Source organism: Actinoplanes sp. NPDC089786 (assembly GCF_040684855.1).
Taxonomy (GTDB): domain Bacteria; phylum Actinomycetota; class Actinomycetes; order Mycobacteriales; family Micromonosporaceae; genus Actinoplanes.
This window is the reverse complement of the sequence record NZ_JBFBGU010000002.1, coordinates 196,219-213,666: the sequence shown is the minus strand read 5'-3', so window position 1 is coordinate 213,666 and position 17,448 is coordinate 196,219. Positions and strand designations below refer to the sequence as shown.

Here is a 17,448-nt window from a genome sequence, read left to right as displayed (position 1 = left end):
GGGACGAACGTCAGGAGAACCCAGCAATGCGCAGAGCGATCACCTATCCGTTGGTGGCACTCGGGGCCGCCGCCGCCTCGACCATCGTGGTCGCGTCGCCCGCTCTCGCGCACGGCTACGTGTCGTCCCCGCCCAGCCGGCAGTCCCTGTGCGCCACCGGCCAGGTCAAGGACTGTGGACCGATCCAGTTCGAACCGCAGAGCGTCGAGGGCGCCAAGGGCCAGAAGAGCTGCAACGGCGGGCTCGGCCAGTTCTCGGTGCTGAACGACGACAGCCGCACCTGGCCCGCCAAGTCGGTGGCCGGCCAGGTCACCTTCACCTGGGTGATGACCGCGCGGCACCGCACCAGCAACTGGGAATACTTCATCGGGGGCAAGAAGATCGCCACTGTGGACGGCGGGAATGCGCAGCCGGACGCGGTGGTCAACCACACGGTCGACGTCAGCGCCTTCCCCGGGCGCCAGAAGTTGCTGGCCGTGTGGAACATCGGCGACACACCTATGGCGTTCTACAGCTGTGTCGACCTGAACGTCGGAGGCGGCGGGGGGACGGTTCCTTCCACCCCGTCCTCCCCGCCGCCTGCGACGGACACCCCGACCAAGCCGCCCGCGACGCCGCCCGCCCAGGAGCCGACGAAGCCGGCCGAGCCCGCCGAGCCGCCGAAGCCGGCCAAGGGTGACTGGGCCGCCGACGTCACCTACAAGACCGGTGACAAGGTCAAGTTCAAGGGGAAGACGTACGAGTGCCGGCAGGGCCACACCTCGCTGAGCAGCTGGGAGCCGTCGATCTTCACCCTCGCGCTGTGGCTGCCGCTGTGAAGTTCCGGGTTCTGATCGTGGTGGCGGCGCTCGCCCTCGGCGGCTGCGGCACCGACGCCGGTGCGGACGACGACACCAAGGTGACCGCCGCCGTCCAGGCCGGGGCGACGTTCAACGACACGGATGTCATGTACCTGCAGATGATGGTCGCCCATCACGAGCAGGGCCTGGAGATGGTCCGCATCGCCGAGGGCCAGGCCACCAAGCCCGAGCTGGTCACCCTGGTCAAGGCGGTCGACGTCACCCAGGCCGACGAGGTCACCCTGATGAAGGGCTGGCTCGACGGCTGGGCCAAGCCGGTCACCGTCGACCACGCGCCCAGCGCGCACGCCGACCACGGCGGCCTGCCGGCGACCGGTCCCGAGGAGATGAAGGCGCTGCGCGAGGCCAAGGGCAGCGCGTTCGAAAGCACGTTCATCAACCTGTTCGTCGCCCACCAGCACAACGCGGTCGAGATGGCGAACATGGAACGCGCCGGCGGCGCCAACGACGAGACCAAGGCGTTCGCCGAACGGGTCCGGGAGTCGCGCACCGATCAGGTCAAGCAGCTCCTGACGATGCTGAACGGCTGAACGGCTTCAGCTCAGCCTTCAGTCGGATATGGGCGGGGGCGGGGGCTGAGTACGGCGGGTTCGTCCTTTCCATCCCCAAGGACGAACCTGCTCTTTCTACGCGCAGACCCGGTTGCGGCCGCCGTGCTTGGCGCAGTAGAGGTTGCGGTCGGCCAGGGTGAGCAGCGCGGGTACGTCGGGCACGTCGCCGGCGTGAGCGACCCCGACGCTGATCGTGATCGCGAGCCCGTCGGCGACCGTACCCCAGTCGTAGGTCTCCACCGCCGAGCGCAACCGCTCGGCCGTGTCCCGGGCCGCCTCCCGGTCCATCTGCTCCAGCACCACCGCAAACTCTTCGCCGCCGAACCGCGCCGGGGTGTCCGACGCCCGGCAGGCGATGCCCAGCAGCATCCCGAGGCGGCGCAGCACCTCGTCGCCCACCATGTGCGAGAACGTGTCGTTGACCTGCTTGAACCGGTCGACGTCGACCAGCAGCACGGCCCGCTCGGTGGTCCACGCGGCGAGGACCTCGTCCAGCGAGCGGCGGTTGGCCAGCCCGGTCAGCGAGTCGTGCCGGCTCTCCCGGCGCAGCTGGGCGGTCTCGAAGCGGACGGCGGCCACGTTCGCGTTGCGCTGGGCGGCGTCCGAGGCGATCCGCTCGAACAGCGCCCGCCACTCCCTGAAGTGGTCCAGGGCCTTACGCAGGTCACCCGCCTTCTCGTACGCCTGGGCGAGGTGGTCGTGCGAGATCATGGCGGCCGTGTCGCCTTCGGCCAGGGCAACCGCCTCGGCGAACAGGGCGATGGCCTCGTCGTAGCGGCCCAGCGTCAGGTAGATCCAGCCCCGGCTGTCCAGGTGGTGGGTCACCACGGCGCGGGCGTCCTGCCCGGGGTCGAGGAAGAACCCCTCCAGCAGCTCCAGCGCTTCCTCCGGCCGCCCGGCCAGGGCCACGCCTTCGGCCAGGTTGGCGACCGCGACGGCCTCGTGGCGCCGATGCCCGTTCTTCCGGGCCATCCGCATCGCCTCGGACGACAGCTCACCGGCCCGCCGCAGCTCGGCCTGGGCCGTCCCCTCGTCCTTGGCCGCCCGAGCGTGCTCGGCCAGCCCGATGTGCCCGCAGGCCATGGTGTCCAGCAGCGCCCCGACGGCGATGTCGTCGGAGAAGCCGCGGGCCAGGTCGAGCCCGCGCAGGCAGTGTTCGACGCTCAGCTCGAACTGCTGGATCCCGACACACACCGCGCCCAGGGTGGTCCGCGCCCGGATCCGGGCGGCCCGGTCGCCGGCCTGGTCGGCGGTCACCAGGGCCCGGTCGGCCTCCGCGATCGCCTCATCACCCTGGCCCACCGCCACCAGCACCCGCGCCGCGACACACCGCACGAACGCCTCGCCGGCCAGGTCACCGATCCGCTGCCAGATCTCCAGCGCCTCCAGGGCGGCCTTCATACTCTCCGGGTATTCGTCCTGCCCCCGGCGCGCGCCGGCCACCACGGTGAGCGCGCGAGCCAGCACCGCCTCGGGATGCCGTCCCGTCCGCGCCTCGGCCACGATCCGCTCGGCCACAGCCAGGGCGGCCGTGGTGTCGAACCAGTCCAGCCGCTCCTGGGCGTAGTCCAGCGCATCACTCACGCCAACCTCGACCACAGCCACCACGGTCCAGGTAATCGGCCGCCGAGGCCCCGACCTTAGCCAGGCTCGACCAGGGAAGACCCTTTACCGGTCCAGCACGTTCAGGTACTCGCCTCGAGGAACCTAGGCTTCGAATTCGCTGTTGGATATCAGTCGGGCCGCCTCCTCGGCGACTTCCCGCCACACCTCGATACCTTCGGCCGCCGCTTCCGCCTCAAGAGCGCTCAGCACTTCACTCTGGGGCCTGCCGCGATGAGTTGTCCGGACGCGGCCAAGGACAGTCTTGAATTTCGCCACGTGGTCTCGGACCTGTGGCATGGCGTCGCCGTAGCCATCACCTTCAGCAGTACCCATGCTTTGCCAACTCACTTCGAGCGAGACTTATGGGAAGTCCATGCGGTGAGCCAGGGTCAATTCTTTCATCGCCTCCGGGCCGAAGATGTGCTCGACTCTTCCGCTGTCCTCGTCGGTGACCCGAGTGGTGATGTGGCCGGCCGCTTTCAGCTCATCATATTTGCAACGGCACATCTGGAAGATCAGCAGGGACGAGCCCTCGCCGGGACGACTCCGGGTAGTGCCCCATGATGCTGCGGCATTCTGCGTTTCGATGTCATCCGATGTCACCTTGTAGGTGAAGAGCTTGCCTGGTTGCCCCAGCGTGCCCTTGTGGTGATTCGCTGCGGCCGCATCACTGCTCAACCCGTTCGTTTCGATGTTGTCGGCATGCGTCGACGTGGTGCCGTGGGCGAAGTCGATGACATCGTCGCAGTTGTGGACGAGGACCGCGGCGTGGCCGGCGCGCACGTAGTAGGTGTGGAACTCGTCGATCGTGAGGTCGTGCATGTCCCGGATGCCGGTGGAGTTCGTGGCCGCCACGATCGTGGCGGCGGACTCGCCGGTGTGCAGTCGGCCGCGCGGCCCGAGTTTTCCGGCTTCGGTCCAGGAGCCGGTGGCGGTATTCCAGAACTGATGGTTCTGGGTGGTGCGGATGACCGCCTTGCCGGTCTTCGTCGCCACCGTCAGGTCGGTGAAAAGCTGGTCGCGGTTCAGGTGGAGCGCGGTGACCTTCCGGGAGCCGGTGAGCCCGGTCGCCGGGTCGGTGGCGCGGACGCGGTCGCCGACCCTGACGTCCTTGATCGGTTTGCTGGTGCCGTCGGCCATCACCACCCGCGTGTCCGGGGTGAAGCTGTGGCACTTCTTGTCCGGTCCGTCTGACGCAGGTGCCAGCTTCCGGCCGGCCGGGGCGCGGGGTGCGGGGTCGCCCTTGCCGACCGATGGCTTGCTCACCTTGGCGGGGGCCGTCCGGGGCGCCGAGGCGTCGGCGGCCCTGGGTGGGGCCGGTGTGCTGGGGCCCGTGGCCGAGGTCTTGTCGGGGGTCGGGCCCTTGCTCGACTTGCCGCCCTTGCCGATGCGGGTGGGCATCGGGATCAGGCTGTCGGTGGCCGCGGAGACCAAGGTCTGGGTCCAGTTGACCTCGCCGGTGGTCAGGTACTGGTTGACCGCGTCCTCGACGCCGGAGGAGACGGCGTCGCCGGCCTTGTCGAATACGGTGCGGGTGAAGGCCGAGCTGGTCCGGCTGACCAGGGGCGCGGTCAGCTTGCCGACGATCTTGCCGGCCACCGGACCGCCGAGCAGGCCGGTCAGCGCGCCCGAGCCGAGGGATTGGGCCGCGTCGCCGAAGTTCTTGATGTCGCCCTGGGCCGCGTCCTTGGCCAGGTTGATGATCGCCGCCGTGCCGACCAGGCAGGCCACCGCGGCCGCCCCGAGGGTCGCCGCCGTGCAGGCCAGGCCGGCCAGGATCGCGCCGCCGAAGGCCGCGATCTCGATCAGGGTGTCCTTGTGTTTCTTGATGAACGCCTTGGCGTCGCGGATCGCCCCGGCCGGATTGGTCACCGCCTTCGTGGCGGCCTTGGCGACGGCCTTGCCCTTCTGTTTGACGTAGTTGACGCCCTGGTCGTACGCCTTCTTGGACTGGGCCGCCTTCTCGCCGACCCATTTCTTGCCGTCCTCGTAGCTCTTCTTGAGGTTGTTCTTCGCGTCCTGGTAGGTCTTGGCCAGGTCGATCTTCTTGGTGCGCTCGACGAGCGGCTTGCTCGCCTGGATGGTGAGCTTCACGACCGGGATCTGCTTGACCGCGTTGACCGTGCTCCGGAAGGCGCCCGAGGCCTTCTTCCGGATGCCGTCCAGGAAGTGCCCGGTGGTGTCGGTGCCGCTCAGCGGCGAGTTGTCGGCGTAGGCGAAGCGGTTGGCGCTGACCGGGTCGGGGACCGGGTTGTTGGACACCGAGTCGCGCGAGTCGAACTGGCCGGTGTCCGGGTTGTACCAGCGGGCGTGCATGTTGACCCGGCCGGTGGCGGTGTCCGTCCACTCCTGCTGGAAGCCCAGCGAACCGGCCATCCCGGCGGAGCGCAGCGGCTTGCCCAGCGGGTCGAAGGTGTTCGAGCCGGTCAGTGTGGTCCCGGCGCCGGTGAACTGCCCGACGTGGTCGCTGTGCTCGTCGGCCCACGAGTAGAGGCCGGTGCTGCCGTTCAGGGTGCCGAACAGGTCGTCGGCGATGTCGCGGACGTACCCGGTGGTGCCGTCCGAGGCCAGGTTGTTGCCGAGCCCGGTGTAGCTGAAGCCGGCGCGCAGGACACGGCCGAGACCGTCGTACGCGTACGTCTGCGTCGCCCCGCCGTTGGGCGCCTGCTGGCTGATCGTCTGCCCGAACGCGTCGCTGCGGGTCAGCGTGGTGGTGCCGTTGACCACCGCCTGGGCCAGGGTGCCACGGGCGGTGTACGCGTACTGGGTCCCGTCGCTCGCCGACATCAGCTGGTCACGGGCGTCGTAGGTGAGGGTCTTGGCGCCGATCTTCGTCCGGTTGCCGGCCGGGTCGTACTCGTAGCCGACCGTGGTGACCCCGTTGTTCCAGGAGGTGAGCTGGTCGGCGAGGTCGTACGTGTAGGTGTTCTCGGTCGTGCCGCCGAAGCCGGTGGTGGTCTTGTCGGTCAGGTTGCCCTTGACGTCGTACTGGTAGTCGATCGCGGCCACCTCGGCGCCGGTGCGCGTGTGCAGCTGGTCGCGTGACGGCCGCCGGAACTCGTCGTACTCGAAGGTCCGGGTGTTGCCGCCGGCGTAGGCGATCGACGTCGGCTGGGACAGCTCGTTGTAGCCGTAGGTGGCGGACAGGCCGGCCGCCTGGTTGTTCAGCGTGCGCAGGCGCCCGGCGTTGTCGTAGGTGTAGGCGGTCGTGCCCGCGGCGTCGGACCGGGAGGCGACCCGGCTGTCCGCGGTGTAGGTGAAGGTGGACGCGCCGGACGGGCCGGTGGTGCCGCGGAGCATGTCCCGGTCGTCGTAGCTGAACGTGTCGGTGCCGCCGGGCGCGGACACCGAGGTCATCCGACCGGCGGCGTCGTAGCCGAAGACCCGGTCGGTGGTGGCCACCTCGGCCCCGGCGCCGGTCTGGCGGGCCAGGTTGCCGCGGGCGTCGTACTCGTAGCCGACCACGACCCCGCCGGGGGAGCGGTCCGCGACGATCTGCCCCGCGGCGTCGTACACCCGGGTGAAGGTGCGGTCGGCGGGCGCGGGGTGGCGCGCCGTCGCCGGCTCGATCACCGACTCGGGCAGATTCTGGCTGTTGTACGTGGTGAGAAACGCGTTGCCCCGGCCGTTGGTGTAGCGCGTCCGGTTGCCCAGCGCGTCGTACCCGAAACTGGTCTGGATCGAGCGGGTCGCCGAGACCGGCTGGTTCTCCGAGGTCAGCAGCCCGGTGGCGTCGTAGGTGAACGTCGTCCGGCTGCCCCGCTCGTCGATCGAGGCGGTGGTCTTGCCCTCCAGGTCGTACTCGCTGAACGTGCCGGCCAGGTAGTCGCCGCCGGGCGCGAGCTCCCAGGTCTCGACCGGCCGACCGGCCTTGTCGAAGGCGACGCCCTTCTCGGTGTCGTTGGGCAGGATCGTGACGTTCTGCCGGCCCAGCCCGTCGTAGAAGAGCTTGGTGGTGCTGCCGGCCTCGTCGGTGCTGGTGACCAGCTGGCCGGTCGCGTTGTGGGTCTGCGACCGGGTGACCCCGCCCGGCGAGGTGGTCGACCCGAGCCAGCCGCCGCTGTTGTAGCCGTACCGGGTGGTGTGGCCGGTGTTGTCCTGGCGGACCACGGCGGTGCTGGTGAGGACGCGGCCGAGGTAGTCGTAGGTCGCCGTGTCGACCGCGCCGGTCGGGTCGGTGGTGGAGAGCCGGTCGCCGATCAGGTCGTAGGTGTGCTTGGTGACCGTGCCGCCCGGGCCGGTCGTCGCCGCCACCCGGCCGAGTTGGTCGTAGGTGTAGGTGGTGGCCCGGCCCAGCGCGTCGGTGACGGTGGTCAGCTGGCCCAGCGCGTCGTAGGCGCGGGTGGACCGCGGCGTCACCGGGCTGCCGCCGGGCGGGGTGTACGGCGGCAGGATGGTCTCGACCGGCCGGTCGCCGGCGTCGTAGCGGGTCTCGGTGACGTGGCCGGCCGCGTTCCGGACCTCGACCGCGTTGCCGAAGGTGTTGAAGCCGGTCGTGGTCACCGCGCGGGTGAGCAGTGGCGCGCCGCCGGTGGACTCGATCGGCACGGCCGGCGCGGTCACCACGGACATCCGGGCGGCCTCGTCGTAGCCGTAGTCGGTGGTGTCGCCGTTCGGGTCGGTCGAGGCGAGCACCAGGCCGTCCTCGTCGACCCGGTACGACGTACGGATCACCCGCGCGTCGCCACCCGGACCACCACCGTCGCGGACCGCGGTGACCTCGGACGTGCTCAGCGCCTTCTGGTAGAGCTGGACGTCGTCGATCTGCCCCGACCAGAAGTCGGTCACCCCACCGTTCCACCGGCCGGCGCCGACCGTGATCCCGCCGGAGGACGGGAACGGGCGGGCGCCGGTGTCGGTGTCCTGCAGCGAGCCGTTCACGTAGAGCCGCATGGTCTGTGCGTCGGCGTCGTACACCCCGGCCAGGTGGGTCCAGGCGCCGGCCGAGGGCACCGACGTGGAGGTCGAGCCGACCGCGCCGGGCGTGCCGGAGTCGGACTGGTTGGTGATGAACTGCCACCGGTTGCTGGGCCCGTCGTAGCGGAGCTGGAACGGGCTCTGCTTGATGCCGTCGGCGCTCACCGCCTGGCGGGTCGCCCCGGTCGCGCCGAGCTTCACCCAGGTCGCCACGGTGAAGCTGCGGGTGGTGTCGACCGGGGTGGCCGAGCTGGTCAGGCGGCCGTCGGTGCCGTTGAGGACGGCCGCGCCGCCGCGTTCGGCCGAGAACGTGACGCCGGCCGAGGCCGGGGTCAGCTTGCCGTTGCCGACCTCGTCGGCCGCCGAGCCGCCGGTCAGGCCGTCCAGCTTCCACCGGGCGGTGCGGTCGGCGCCGGTCAGCCAGAGCCACTCGGAGGTCTGTTTGCCGCCCGCGTCGTACGCGTAGTTCATCCGCTCCAGGACCGAGCCGGACCCGGCCCGCCGGTTGGTCGCCACCAGCGCGTCGTCGGTGTTGTACTCGTACTCGGTCACCCGGTTGACCCCGTCCGGGTCCAGGGCGGACGAGCTGTTCCGGCCGGCCGCGTCCACCGCGTACGTGGTGGTGGTGATGCCGTTGTTGGTCTTGCGGCTGGTCAGGTTGCCGTCGCCGTCGTAGCCGTTCTGCTCGGTGACGAACGAGGCGCCGGTGGCCGGGTCGCGGCGGGTGATCGTCGCGGTCAGATCGTTGTCGGTGTACGTGTACGCGGTCACCCAGTTCATCGCGTCGGCCTCGGTGGCCACCCGCCCGGCCGGGTCGTACGTCTTGGCCGAGACGGTGAGGTCGCGGGCGGGCGACGGGTTGTTCGGGTCGCCCGTCCAGTCCTCCAGCACCGTGGCGGTCAGCTGCCCGTTGAGGTCGTAGGTGTTGTGGACGACGTCGCCGTCCGGCTCGGTCTCGGTGACCACGTTGCCGAGCACGTCGTAGGTGTAGGAGGTCTCGTGCCCGGTCGAGTCGGTGGCGACGGCCTGCTGCCCGTGGTCGTTGTAGTGGTAGAAGACGGTGCGGGCCGCGTCGCCGCCGGTGGTGTCCTGGACGTGCTGCTCGACCAGGAAACCGTCGTTGTCGTAGGCCATCGACGTGCTCGCCGTGTGCGTGGCGCCGGTGACCCGGTCGGTGACCCGCGGCTCGACCTTCCAGATCATCCGGCTGAGCTCGTCGTACCCGTAGGAGGTGGTGCGGCCGCCCGGGAAGGTCGAGGTCGTGATGGTCTCGTCGGTGACCCGGCCGGCCAGGTCGTACACGTAGGACGTGGTCCGGCCGGACAGCTCGGTCTTGGTGGCGACGTCGCCGTTGCGGTAGTAGCCGACGGTCTGCCGGGCGCCGGCCGGCGTGGTCATCTGGACGGGCAGCCCGGCCGGGACGAGCCCGCCGCCGGTCGCCGCGCCGGCGCCGTCGGAGTACACGGTGCGGGTGACCCGGCCGAGCGGGTCGGTGGCCGCGGTCCGGTTGCCCTTGGCGTCGTAGCTGAAGGTGGTCAGGTACCGGTTGTCGCCGGCCGACGACGAGCGCCCGTCGCGCATGGTGAGCAGGACGTCGTTGCGCGGGTCGGGGGTGAGCTGGGCCGAGGTCGCGTCCGGGTAGTAGGTGTAGTAGACCGTCGAGCAGCGTCCGGCGGACTGGTCCTGGCAGGTCGTGGACGACACCACGTTGCCGCGGACGTCGTGCTCCTCGGTGGTTGTGCTGCCGTTCGGGTCGGTGGTGGTGCGCAGGAAGCCGGCCGTGTCGTACCCGTACCTGGTGGTCTTGCCCAGCGCGTCGGTGGACGAGACCTTGCGGTCGCTGGGCAGCTCGTAGGTGTCGGTCAGCCACTTGCCGTTCGGGTCGACGGTGATGACCTGCTTGACCGGCTTTCCGGAGGTGCGGGCCCGCGCGTCGAACTGCGCCTTGACCTGGGCCGCGGACAGTTGCGAGCGGTAGTAGGCGAACTCGGCGAGGTGCCCGGGGAAGAAGCCGTTGGTGGTGTCGGTGGCCGCCGACGGCCAGTTCAGGGTGGTGCCCGCACCCACGTACGGGTTCCAGGCGCCGGACGGCTCGATCGCCCGGTTGACCGTGCCGGCCGAGGCGCCGTCCAGGTAGAGCGTCTGGCTTCCGGTGCCGGCGGCCAGCGCGACGTGGTGCCACTGGCCGTCGTTGACGGTGCCGGACGTGGTGGTCGGCGTGGCGCCGTCGCAGTAGCAGAACTGGCCGCGCAGCTTGCCGTCGCGCCCGACGTAGAGGGCCGGGATCCAGCTGTCGGCCGCCTCGTCCGGGTCGTTCCAGATCTCGTGGGACTGGAACGAGTAGAGCACGCCGCCGGTGGCCGACCCGGCGTCCATCTTGAACCAGAGGCTGACCGAGGCCGGCCCGGCCTGTGGCACGTTGGCGTCGCTGAGCCCGACGTGTGACGCCTCGCCGTCGAAGGAGGCGACCTTGTCGTCCTCGAACGGGCCGCCGGTGCGGCCCAGGCCGACGTCGCTGTACCAGGCGTCGTTGCCGATCACCTGGTTGACCGCGTGCCAGGTGCCGGACTCGCTGAACCGCCAGTAGTCCTGCGGCCGGGCGGCGAGCACCGCGGCCTGGTAGACCTTGCTCGAGCCGGAGACGGTCGGCTTGTTCAGCCGCCAGACCCCGCCGTTGATGTCGGTGACCGCGCTGACCGTGCCGTCGCCGCGGTCGTAGTCGATGGCCGCCGTGGTGCTGCCGGAGGGCCGGAGGATCTTGATCACCGGGTGCGAGTCGGTGGTGCCCGACCGGTGCAGGGTGGCGATCTCGTCGGCGGCGAGCGGCCGGTCGAAGTGGGCCGCCTCGGCCAGCGCGCCCTTGAAGAAGCTCGGCGCGACCGTGCCCGACGACTGGTCCGGCCAGCCGCCGCCGTTGAAGCCGGCCCCGAGGTAGCGGCGGTTCTTGGCGCTCAGGGCGGAGATGGCCACCGCGCCGGTCTTGCTCCCCGCCTCGGCCCCGTCCAGGTAGAGCCACTGCCGGCTGGCCCCGGCGACGAGCACCACGTGGTGCCACCGGTCGTCGTTGACCGCCGCGGCGGTGGCGATCGTGGTCCGCGAGCCGTCCCAGAGGCCGCCGTGCAGCTTCCCGCTGGCCCCGATGTAGAGCGCCGGGGTGAAGTGGGCGCTGGTCGTGCTCCTGGTGACCGGATCGGCGGAGTAGCCGTAGAGCACGCCGCGGTCGCCGGGGGCCGCCTTGAACCACAGGGAGAGGGACTGCACGCCGGCCGCGTCGGCCAGCTGCGCCGGCAGCTCGACCCGCGACGAGGTCCCGTTGAAGCCGGCCGCCGTGGCGCTGGCGCCGGTCAGCGGTCCCGGCTGCCCCAGCGCCACGTCGACGTAGCCGGCGGCGTCGACGCCCTGGTTGGTGACGACCGCGCTGGCCGCGGCGGCGCCGGTGGTCTCGGTGAGCCGCCAGTACCCGTCCGGCCCGGCGTTGCCGACGATCGACGGGTGCTGCGAGGCCGAGGTGTGCTGGTATCCGGTGCAGGTGCCGTCGTTGCCGGGCGGGCAGACCCGGGTCAGCTCGTCGTCCGGGCCGTAGCGGTACTCGTGGGTGTAGCTGGTCTCCGGGTCGTCCGGGTCGAGGCGCTCGGTGCTGACGTACCGCACGTGCCAGCGGCCGGAGCCGGTGGCCATCCAGTCGATCCACAGCCGCCGGCCGGACGCGGCGGTCACCGACTCGGTGCGCCCGTCGGCGTACGCGAAGGTCAGGGCCCGGTTCTGGACGTCGGTGATGGAGGTGACCCGGTAGCGGCCGGTGCCGGCGGCGACCGTGAACACGTACGCGGTGCCGTCCTTGTCGACCAGCCGGTACCCGCCGCTGACCGCGGTGAAGGTGGCGAACCGGCCGCTCGGCGGCACGTAGGACCCGTCGGCGTTGCGGCCGAAGCCGATCTCCTGCCCGTTCGGGTAGGTGACCACGACGCCCTGCAGCGTTCCGGCCCGATCGCGGGTCTCGGTGGCCCTGGCGTCCAGGATGCTCGACCAGCCGGCCCCGAACGCGGTGTCGCGCCGCACGTCGAGGGTGTTGTAGAAGCGTTCCATGGCCAGGGCCGGGCCGACCGTCGGCACGGTGACGTCGGTGACCGTGGTGGTGTAGTTGCGGGTGTTCGGGTCGAAGCCGCGGTCGCCGTTCTGCGACAGGCCGCTGCCGACCAGCGGCTGCGGGAACCGGGGGAGCAGGGCGTTGCTCTCCTGGGAGGTGCTGACGGCCGAACCGTCGCTCGCGGTCACCGTCCAGGCGTAGGTCTGACCCCAGCGGAGCACCCCGGACGGGACGGTCCAGCTGCGCGCGGACCGGGCGCCGGACTGGGCCACCGCGGTTCCGGCCGCGTTGGTGACGACGAACGAGTAGGTGAGCGAGCCGCCGTCCGGGTCGTGCCCCGCGGCCAGCAGTTCCGGGGTCAGCGTCGGCACCGGGGCGCCGGTGGCCGGATATTGCGCGTCGATCTGCGGCGGAACATTGGCGACCAGGGCGCGGCCGGCCACCGTGCGTGGGGTGGTCGATTCCTCGACCACCCGCCGCGGCGAGCTCTCCGGGGGCAACGCGCCCAGGCCCTTGCCCGGTTTGCGGCCGGCGCCGCCGTTGGCCCGGGTGTCCTGGGTGACCTTGGCCTTGCCGCCGTCGGCCTGTTTCGGCAGCTTGCGGAACGCGTCGTCTGATGGATCGCGCATCGCGAACCCGTACGCCGCCCGGACCGACGCGAGCACCTCGCCGATCGGGGCCGGATGTTCGAGCGTTCCGGCGAGTTGCAGCGGCACTGCCCCGCTGATCGCGAGGGACACCGCCGCCGCACTCGACACCGCGCGCATCAACGCCATGGCCCGTCCCCCCGTAACCGAGTCACCGTCCCCGGTTTATACACGGAAGCCATAGACGTACGACGATCAATAAAGACCTTTATGCACTACGCGTAATTCACCCTCCACTGTGGGTGATCGATTTCACCAGGCCGGGGCTGGCGCCGGGGCGTAGTTGGCCTGTAAGGGCTGCGGGTTGATGGTCTTCTCGATGAAGATGGCGTGCCACAGGCAGAACATCGCCACCGTCCACACCTTGCGGGAGTTGTCGGCCTCGCCGGCCCGGTGCGCGGTGAGCAGCTGCTGGGCATAGTTGAGGTCGAGCAGGTAGCCGGCCTGGGAGGTGGAGAACAGCCAGCTCACCCAGTCGCCGATCTTGCCCTTGAGCCACACCCGGGTCGGGGTCGGGAAGCCCAGCTTGCGGCGGTCCCGCACCGACTCGGGCACGATGCCGCGCATCGCCTCGCGCAGGGCGTGCTTGGTCTCCCGGCTGTGCGCGGGCAGCTTGAGCTCGGTCGGCAGGCCGGCCGCGGCGGCGTAGACGGCCTGGTCCAGGAACGGCACCCGCAGCTCCAGCGAGTGGGCCATCGACATCCGGTCGGCCTTGGCCAGGATGTTGCCGGGCAGCCAGGTGTGCAGGTCGACGTACTGCATCGAGGCCACGTCGTCGACGTCGGCGGTCTCCGCGTACAGGTGCTGGGTGACCGTGGTGTGCGGCGGCGCGGTGAAGCGCATCAGCGCCGGCTTCTCGGCCGGCGAGAAGATGCGCGCGTTGCCGTAGTAGCGCTCCTCGATCGGGGTGGTCCCGCGGTCCAGGAAGCTGCGGCCCCGCATGCCCTCGGGCATCGCGTGCGAAAGCGTACGCAGACCCTTCTTCATCCTGTCCGGCAGCTGATCGATGCGCGACAGCGAGGCCGGCTCGCGATAGATGGTGTAGCCGCCGAACAGCTCGTCCGCGCCCTCGCCGGAGAGCACCACGGTCACGTTCCGCGAGGCGGTCTGCGCGAGGAAATACAGGGGTACGAGCGACGGGTCGGCCACCGGGTCGTCGAGCAGGTGCACGATCCGGGGCAGCTCCCGCAGCACGTCGTCCTCGGTGACCACGGTCGGGGTCAGGCGCACGCCGAGCTGGGCCGCCGTGTCCGTGGCGATCTCGATCTCCGAGTAGGCCGCGTCGTCGAAGCCGGCGGTGAACACCTGCAGGTCGGGCTTGACCTCGCGGGCCAGCGCGACCACGGCCGACGAGTCGACCCCGCTGGACAGGAAGGCGCCGACCGGAACGTCGGCGTTCAGGTGCTTTCGCACGCTGTCGCGCAGCGCGTCCTGAATCGCGTGGTATGCCGCTTCCGGCTGCACGTTCAGCGGCCGCAGGGACGGCTGGAAGTAGCGCTCGATGCGCTGGCCACCGGCGGCGGTCCAGGTCACCCGGTGGCCGGGCGCGAGCCGCTTGATGTGCCGGTGCAGCGTCCCCGGCTCGGGCACGAACTGGAAGGTCAGGTAGTGGGCCAGCGACTCGGTGTCCAGCGCCGCCCCGGGGTCACCGGCGAACGGCTCGAGGGCCTTGCGCTCGCTGGCCAGGTACAGGCCGTTGGTGGTCTCCAGCACGTACAGCGGCTTGATGCCGAACTGGTCCCGGGCCGCGTGCACCGTCCCGGTATGGGTGTCGTAGGCGACGAACGCGAACATGCCGCGCAGCCGGGGGAGGGCGGCCACGCCCCAGTGGTGGAACGCCGCCGCCAGCACCTCGCTGTCACCCTCGGTGGCGAACTGGGCGCCGTGCGCCTGGGTCAGCTCGGCGCGCAGCTCCTTGTAGTTGTAGATCTCGCCGTTGAACACCACGGTCCAGCGGTCGCCGTAGTGCACCGGCTGGACGCTCTCGTCGCGGTCGACGATGGCCAGCCGCTTGAAGCCGAAGGCGAGCCCGTCCGCGAACTCGACGCGGGTGTCGTCCGGCCCCCGGTGGTGCATGGTCTCCAGCGCGCCGGCGAACGCCGCGGCGGTCGCCGGGTCGGGCGGGCCGGCGCCGGGGCGACTGCTCACAAAGACGCTGAGGCCACACATGGGGGTCACTCCTGTCGGGTAGCGGAGAGGTGCGAGCGGAACACTAAGGCCGTCGATGTGAAGAACCTGTGTGGAAACGTGGGAGATCTCGACCTTCATCGGAATCGGTCTGTTTCTTCACAGGAATCCAGCATTTCTTGGCCGGGTTTGCGTCCGTGAGCGAGAATCGCGGTCGTGACCGCACGTGTTCTGGTAGCTGACGACGATCCGAAGCATGCCCAGCTCATCCGCTTGTATCTGGAGCGGGAGGGACATCAGGTGATGACTGTCGGTGATGGCCGGGCGGCTCTGGAGGTGGCCCGGTCCCGGCGCCCCGACCTGATCGTGCTCGATGTCATGATGCCGCTGGTCGACGGGCTGGACGTGTGCCGGATCCTGCGCGCCGAGTCCAACGTCGCGATCCTGCTGGTCACCGCCCGGTCCTCGGAGAACGACATGCTGCTCGGGCTGGACATCGGCGCCGACGACTACCTGGCCAAGCCGGTGAGCCCGCGGGAGCTGACGGCCCGGGTCCGCGCCCTGCTCCGCCGGGTCCGGGCCGGTGAGGAGCCGTCGTCGATCGTCCTGGTCGGCGACCTGGAGGTGGACACCGGCCGCTTCGAGGTGCGGGTGGGCGGCGACCCGATCAACCTGACCGCCAAGGAGTTCGGCATCCTCGAACTGCTGGCCCGCGAGCCGGGCCGGGTCTTCACCCGCGGTCAGATCATCGACAAGACGTTCGGCTTCGAGCACGACGTCTCCGAGCGCACGGTCGACGCCCACGTGGTCAACCTGCGTCGCAAGATCGAGGCCAACCCGGCCGCGCCCAAGTACGTACAGACCGTGTACGGCCGGGGCTACCGCATGGCCGAGCAGTGAGCTTCCGCCTGCGCATCTTCGCGCTGGTGGTGCTCGTGGCGGTGAGCGCGATCGTGGCCACCGCCTGGCTCACGCTCAGCCTGACCACCCGCGAGGTGACCCGCTCGCAGGCGGCCGAAGCTCAGCACCAGGACCGGATCGTACAGGAGATCCGCGAGTACGGCCTGCGCCACGGCCGCTGGCCCGGCGTCGACCAGGTGGTCCGGGGCCTGGCCGAGTCGACCGGCCTGCACATCCAGCTGCGCACCCCGGACGGCACGGTGCTGACCGACTCGGACACGCTCGAGGGCAACACGTCCGGCCCGGTCCGCGGCGCTGCCCTCACCATCGACCCGCTGCCGGCGCTCGATCCGACCGTCCGGCCGGGCGAGCCGATCCCGGTCCGGGTCGGCCGGCCGTTCGCGCTTCCGGCCGACCTCTTCGGCTCCGGGCCCAGTCCCGGCGCCGGTCCCGCCGAGAGGGCGTTGCGGCAGGCCGCGCAGTATCGGGCCGCCCTGCTCGCGGTGCGGTGCATGTCCGACAACGGCACGGCCGAGCCGGTGCTGCAGACGAGCCGGGCGCCCTACCTGACCCGGCAGCAGATCCAGGACTCCCCGAAGTGTGTGACATTCGGGACGGACAAGGTCAACCGCGACAAGGTGTGGCTGACCGAGATGGTCGAGATGCTCTCGCCGTGCGTGCCCGGCCGCAACGACCGCGAGCGCATCGAGAGCTGCCTCCAGCAGTCCTTCAACCGGGGCCTCAGCGGGTTCGCGGCCACGCCCCTGCGGCTCTTCCTGGGCTTCCGCAACACCACCTCGATCATCGACCTCAGCCGGCCGGCCCTGATCGGGGTGGCCGGCCTGATCGTGGTGGCGCTGATCGGCACCGCGGTGATCGCGCGCCGGGTGAGCCGGCCGGTGTGGCTGCTCACCGAGGCGTCCCTGCGGCTGGCCGACGGCAAGCTCGACGTGCGGGTGCCGATCAGGGGCCGCGGGGAGCTGGCGTTGCTGTCCGCGTCGTTCAACGCCATGGCCGAGGCGGTGCAGAGCAGCGAGGAGCGCCAGCGCCGGCTGATCGCCGACATCGCCCATGAGATGCGTACGCCGCTGTCGAACCTCCGCGGCTATCTCGAAGGCCTCTCCGACGGGGTGGTCGACCCCAGCCGCGAGCTGTTCGTGTCGCTGCACGAGGAGACCCTGCTCCAGCGCCGCATCCTCGACGACCTCCAGGAGCTGGCGCTGGCCGAGGCGGGCGACCTGACCTACACCCGGACCTCGTTCGACCTGGCCGAGCTGGCCTCGACCAGCGGCACCGCGCACCGGGCGGTGGCCGCCGAGGCGGGCGTGGAGCTGGAGGTGGACGCCCCCGGCGGGACCTGGGTGCGCGCCGACCCCGACCGGATGCGCCAGGTCATCGGCAACCTGCTGACCAACGCGATCCGCTACACCGACGACGGCGGCCATGTGACGCTGACCGTGCGCCGGGACAAGTTCGAGGCGGTGCTGATCGTGCGCGACACCGGGGTGGGCATCGCGCTCGAGGATCAGCCGCGGGTCTTCGACCGGTTCTGGCGCGCCGACCCGGCCCGGCAGCGGGCGACCGGCGGCAGCGGCCTCGGCCTGACCATCGCCCACCGCATCGTCACCGACCACGGCGGCCGCATCGAGGTGACCAGCACGCCGGGCTCGGGCTCGACCTTCACCGTCCGCCTGCCGCTGGACCCGTGGGGCGGGTCGTGACCGCCTTCGCCTGGATCCCCGGGGCGGATCGTG

The 17,448-nt window shown here is 70.8% G+C and carries 8 protein-coding genes; 4 read left to right on the top strand and 4 right to left on the bottom strand.

What is annotated here, in order from left to right; all coding sequences use genetic code 11:
- Window positions 1-26: 26 nt before the first annotated feature.
- Together AB0O15_RS11835 and AB0O15_RS11830 are read left to right on the top strand one after the other, a co-directional pair.
- Entirely contained in the window at window positions 27-818 is a 792-nt protein-coding gene (locus AB0O15_RS11835) for a lytic polysaccharide monooxygenase (RefSeq protein ID WP_364317497.1), read from the top strand.
- An 80-nt stretch (window positions 819-898) separates the two neighbouring features.
- Window positions 899-1,390, top strand: a complete 492-nt coding sequence (locus tag AB0O15_RS11830) for a DUF305 domain-containing protein (RefSeq protein WP_364318122.1) — start codon at window positions 899-901, stop codon at window positions 1,388-1,390.
- A gap of 96 nt (window positions 1,391-1,486) precedes the next feature.
- On the opposite strand, the gene AB0O15_RS11825 is transcribed toward AB0O15_RS11830, so the two are convergent.
- From AB0O15_RS11825 to asnB, 4 genes are all read right to left on the bottom strand, one after another.
- Window positions 1,487-2,995: a GGDEF domain-containing protein gene (locus AB0O15_RS11825; RefSeq protein ID WP_364317495.1), complete on the bottom strand. Its 1,509-nt coding sequence runs from the start codon at window positions 2,993-2,995 to the stop codon at window positions 1,487-1,489.
- A gap of 123 nt (window positions 2,996-3,118) precedes the next feature.
- Window positions 3,119-3,349, bottom strand: a complete 231-nt coding sequence (locus tag AB0O15_RS11820) for a hypothetical protein (RefSeq protein WP_364317494.1) — start codon at window positions 3,347-3,349, stop codon at window positions 3,119-3,121.
- Window positions 3,350-3,376: 27 nt separating this feature from the next.
- Window positions 3,377-12,796, bottom strand: coding sequence for a LamG-like jellyroll fold domain-containing protein (locus AB0O15_RS11815; protein WP_364317492.1), 9,420 nt, complete (start codon window positions 12,794-12,796; stop codon window positions 3,377-3,379).
- Between the two features lie 123 nt (window positions 12,797-12,919).
- Window positions 12,920-14,815, bottom strand: coding sequence for an asparagine synthase (glutamine-hydrolyzing) (asnB, locus tag AB0O15_RS11810; RefSeq protein WP_364317490.1), 1,896 nt, complete (start codon window positions 14,813-14,815; stop codon window positions 12,920-12,922).
- Between the two features lie 186 nt (window positions 14,816-15,001).
- Here asnB and AB0O15_RS11805 point away from each other — a divergent pair, with 186 nt between their 5' ends.
- Together AB0O15_RS11805 and AB0O15_RS11800 are read left to right on the top strand one after the other, a co-directional pair.
- Window positions 15,002-15,694, top strand: a complete 693-nt coding sequence (locus tag AB0O15_RS11805; protein WP_364318120.1) for a response regulator transcription factor — start codon at window positions 15,002-15,004, stop codon at window positions 15,692-15,694.
- Window positions 15,691-17,415, top strand: a complete 1,725-nt coding sequence (locus AB0O15_RS11800) for an ATP-binding protein (protein ID WP_364317489.1) — start codon at window positions 15,691-15,693, stop codon at window positions 17,413-17,415. Before AB0O15_RS11805 ends, AB0O15_RS11800 begins: the two co-directional genes overlap by 4 nt.
- Window positions 17,416-17,448: the final 33 nt, after the last annotated feature.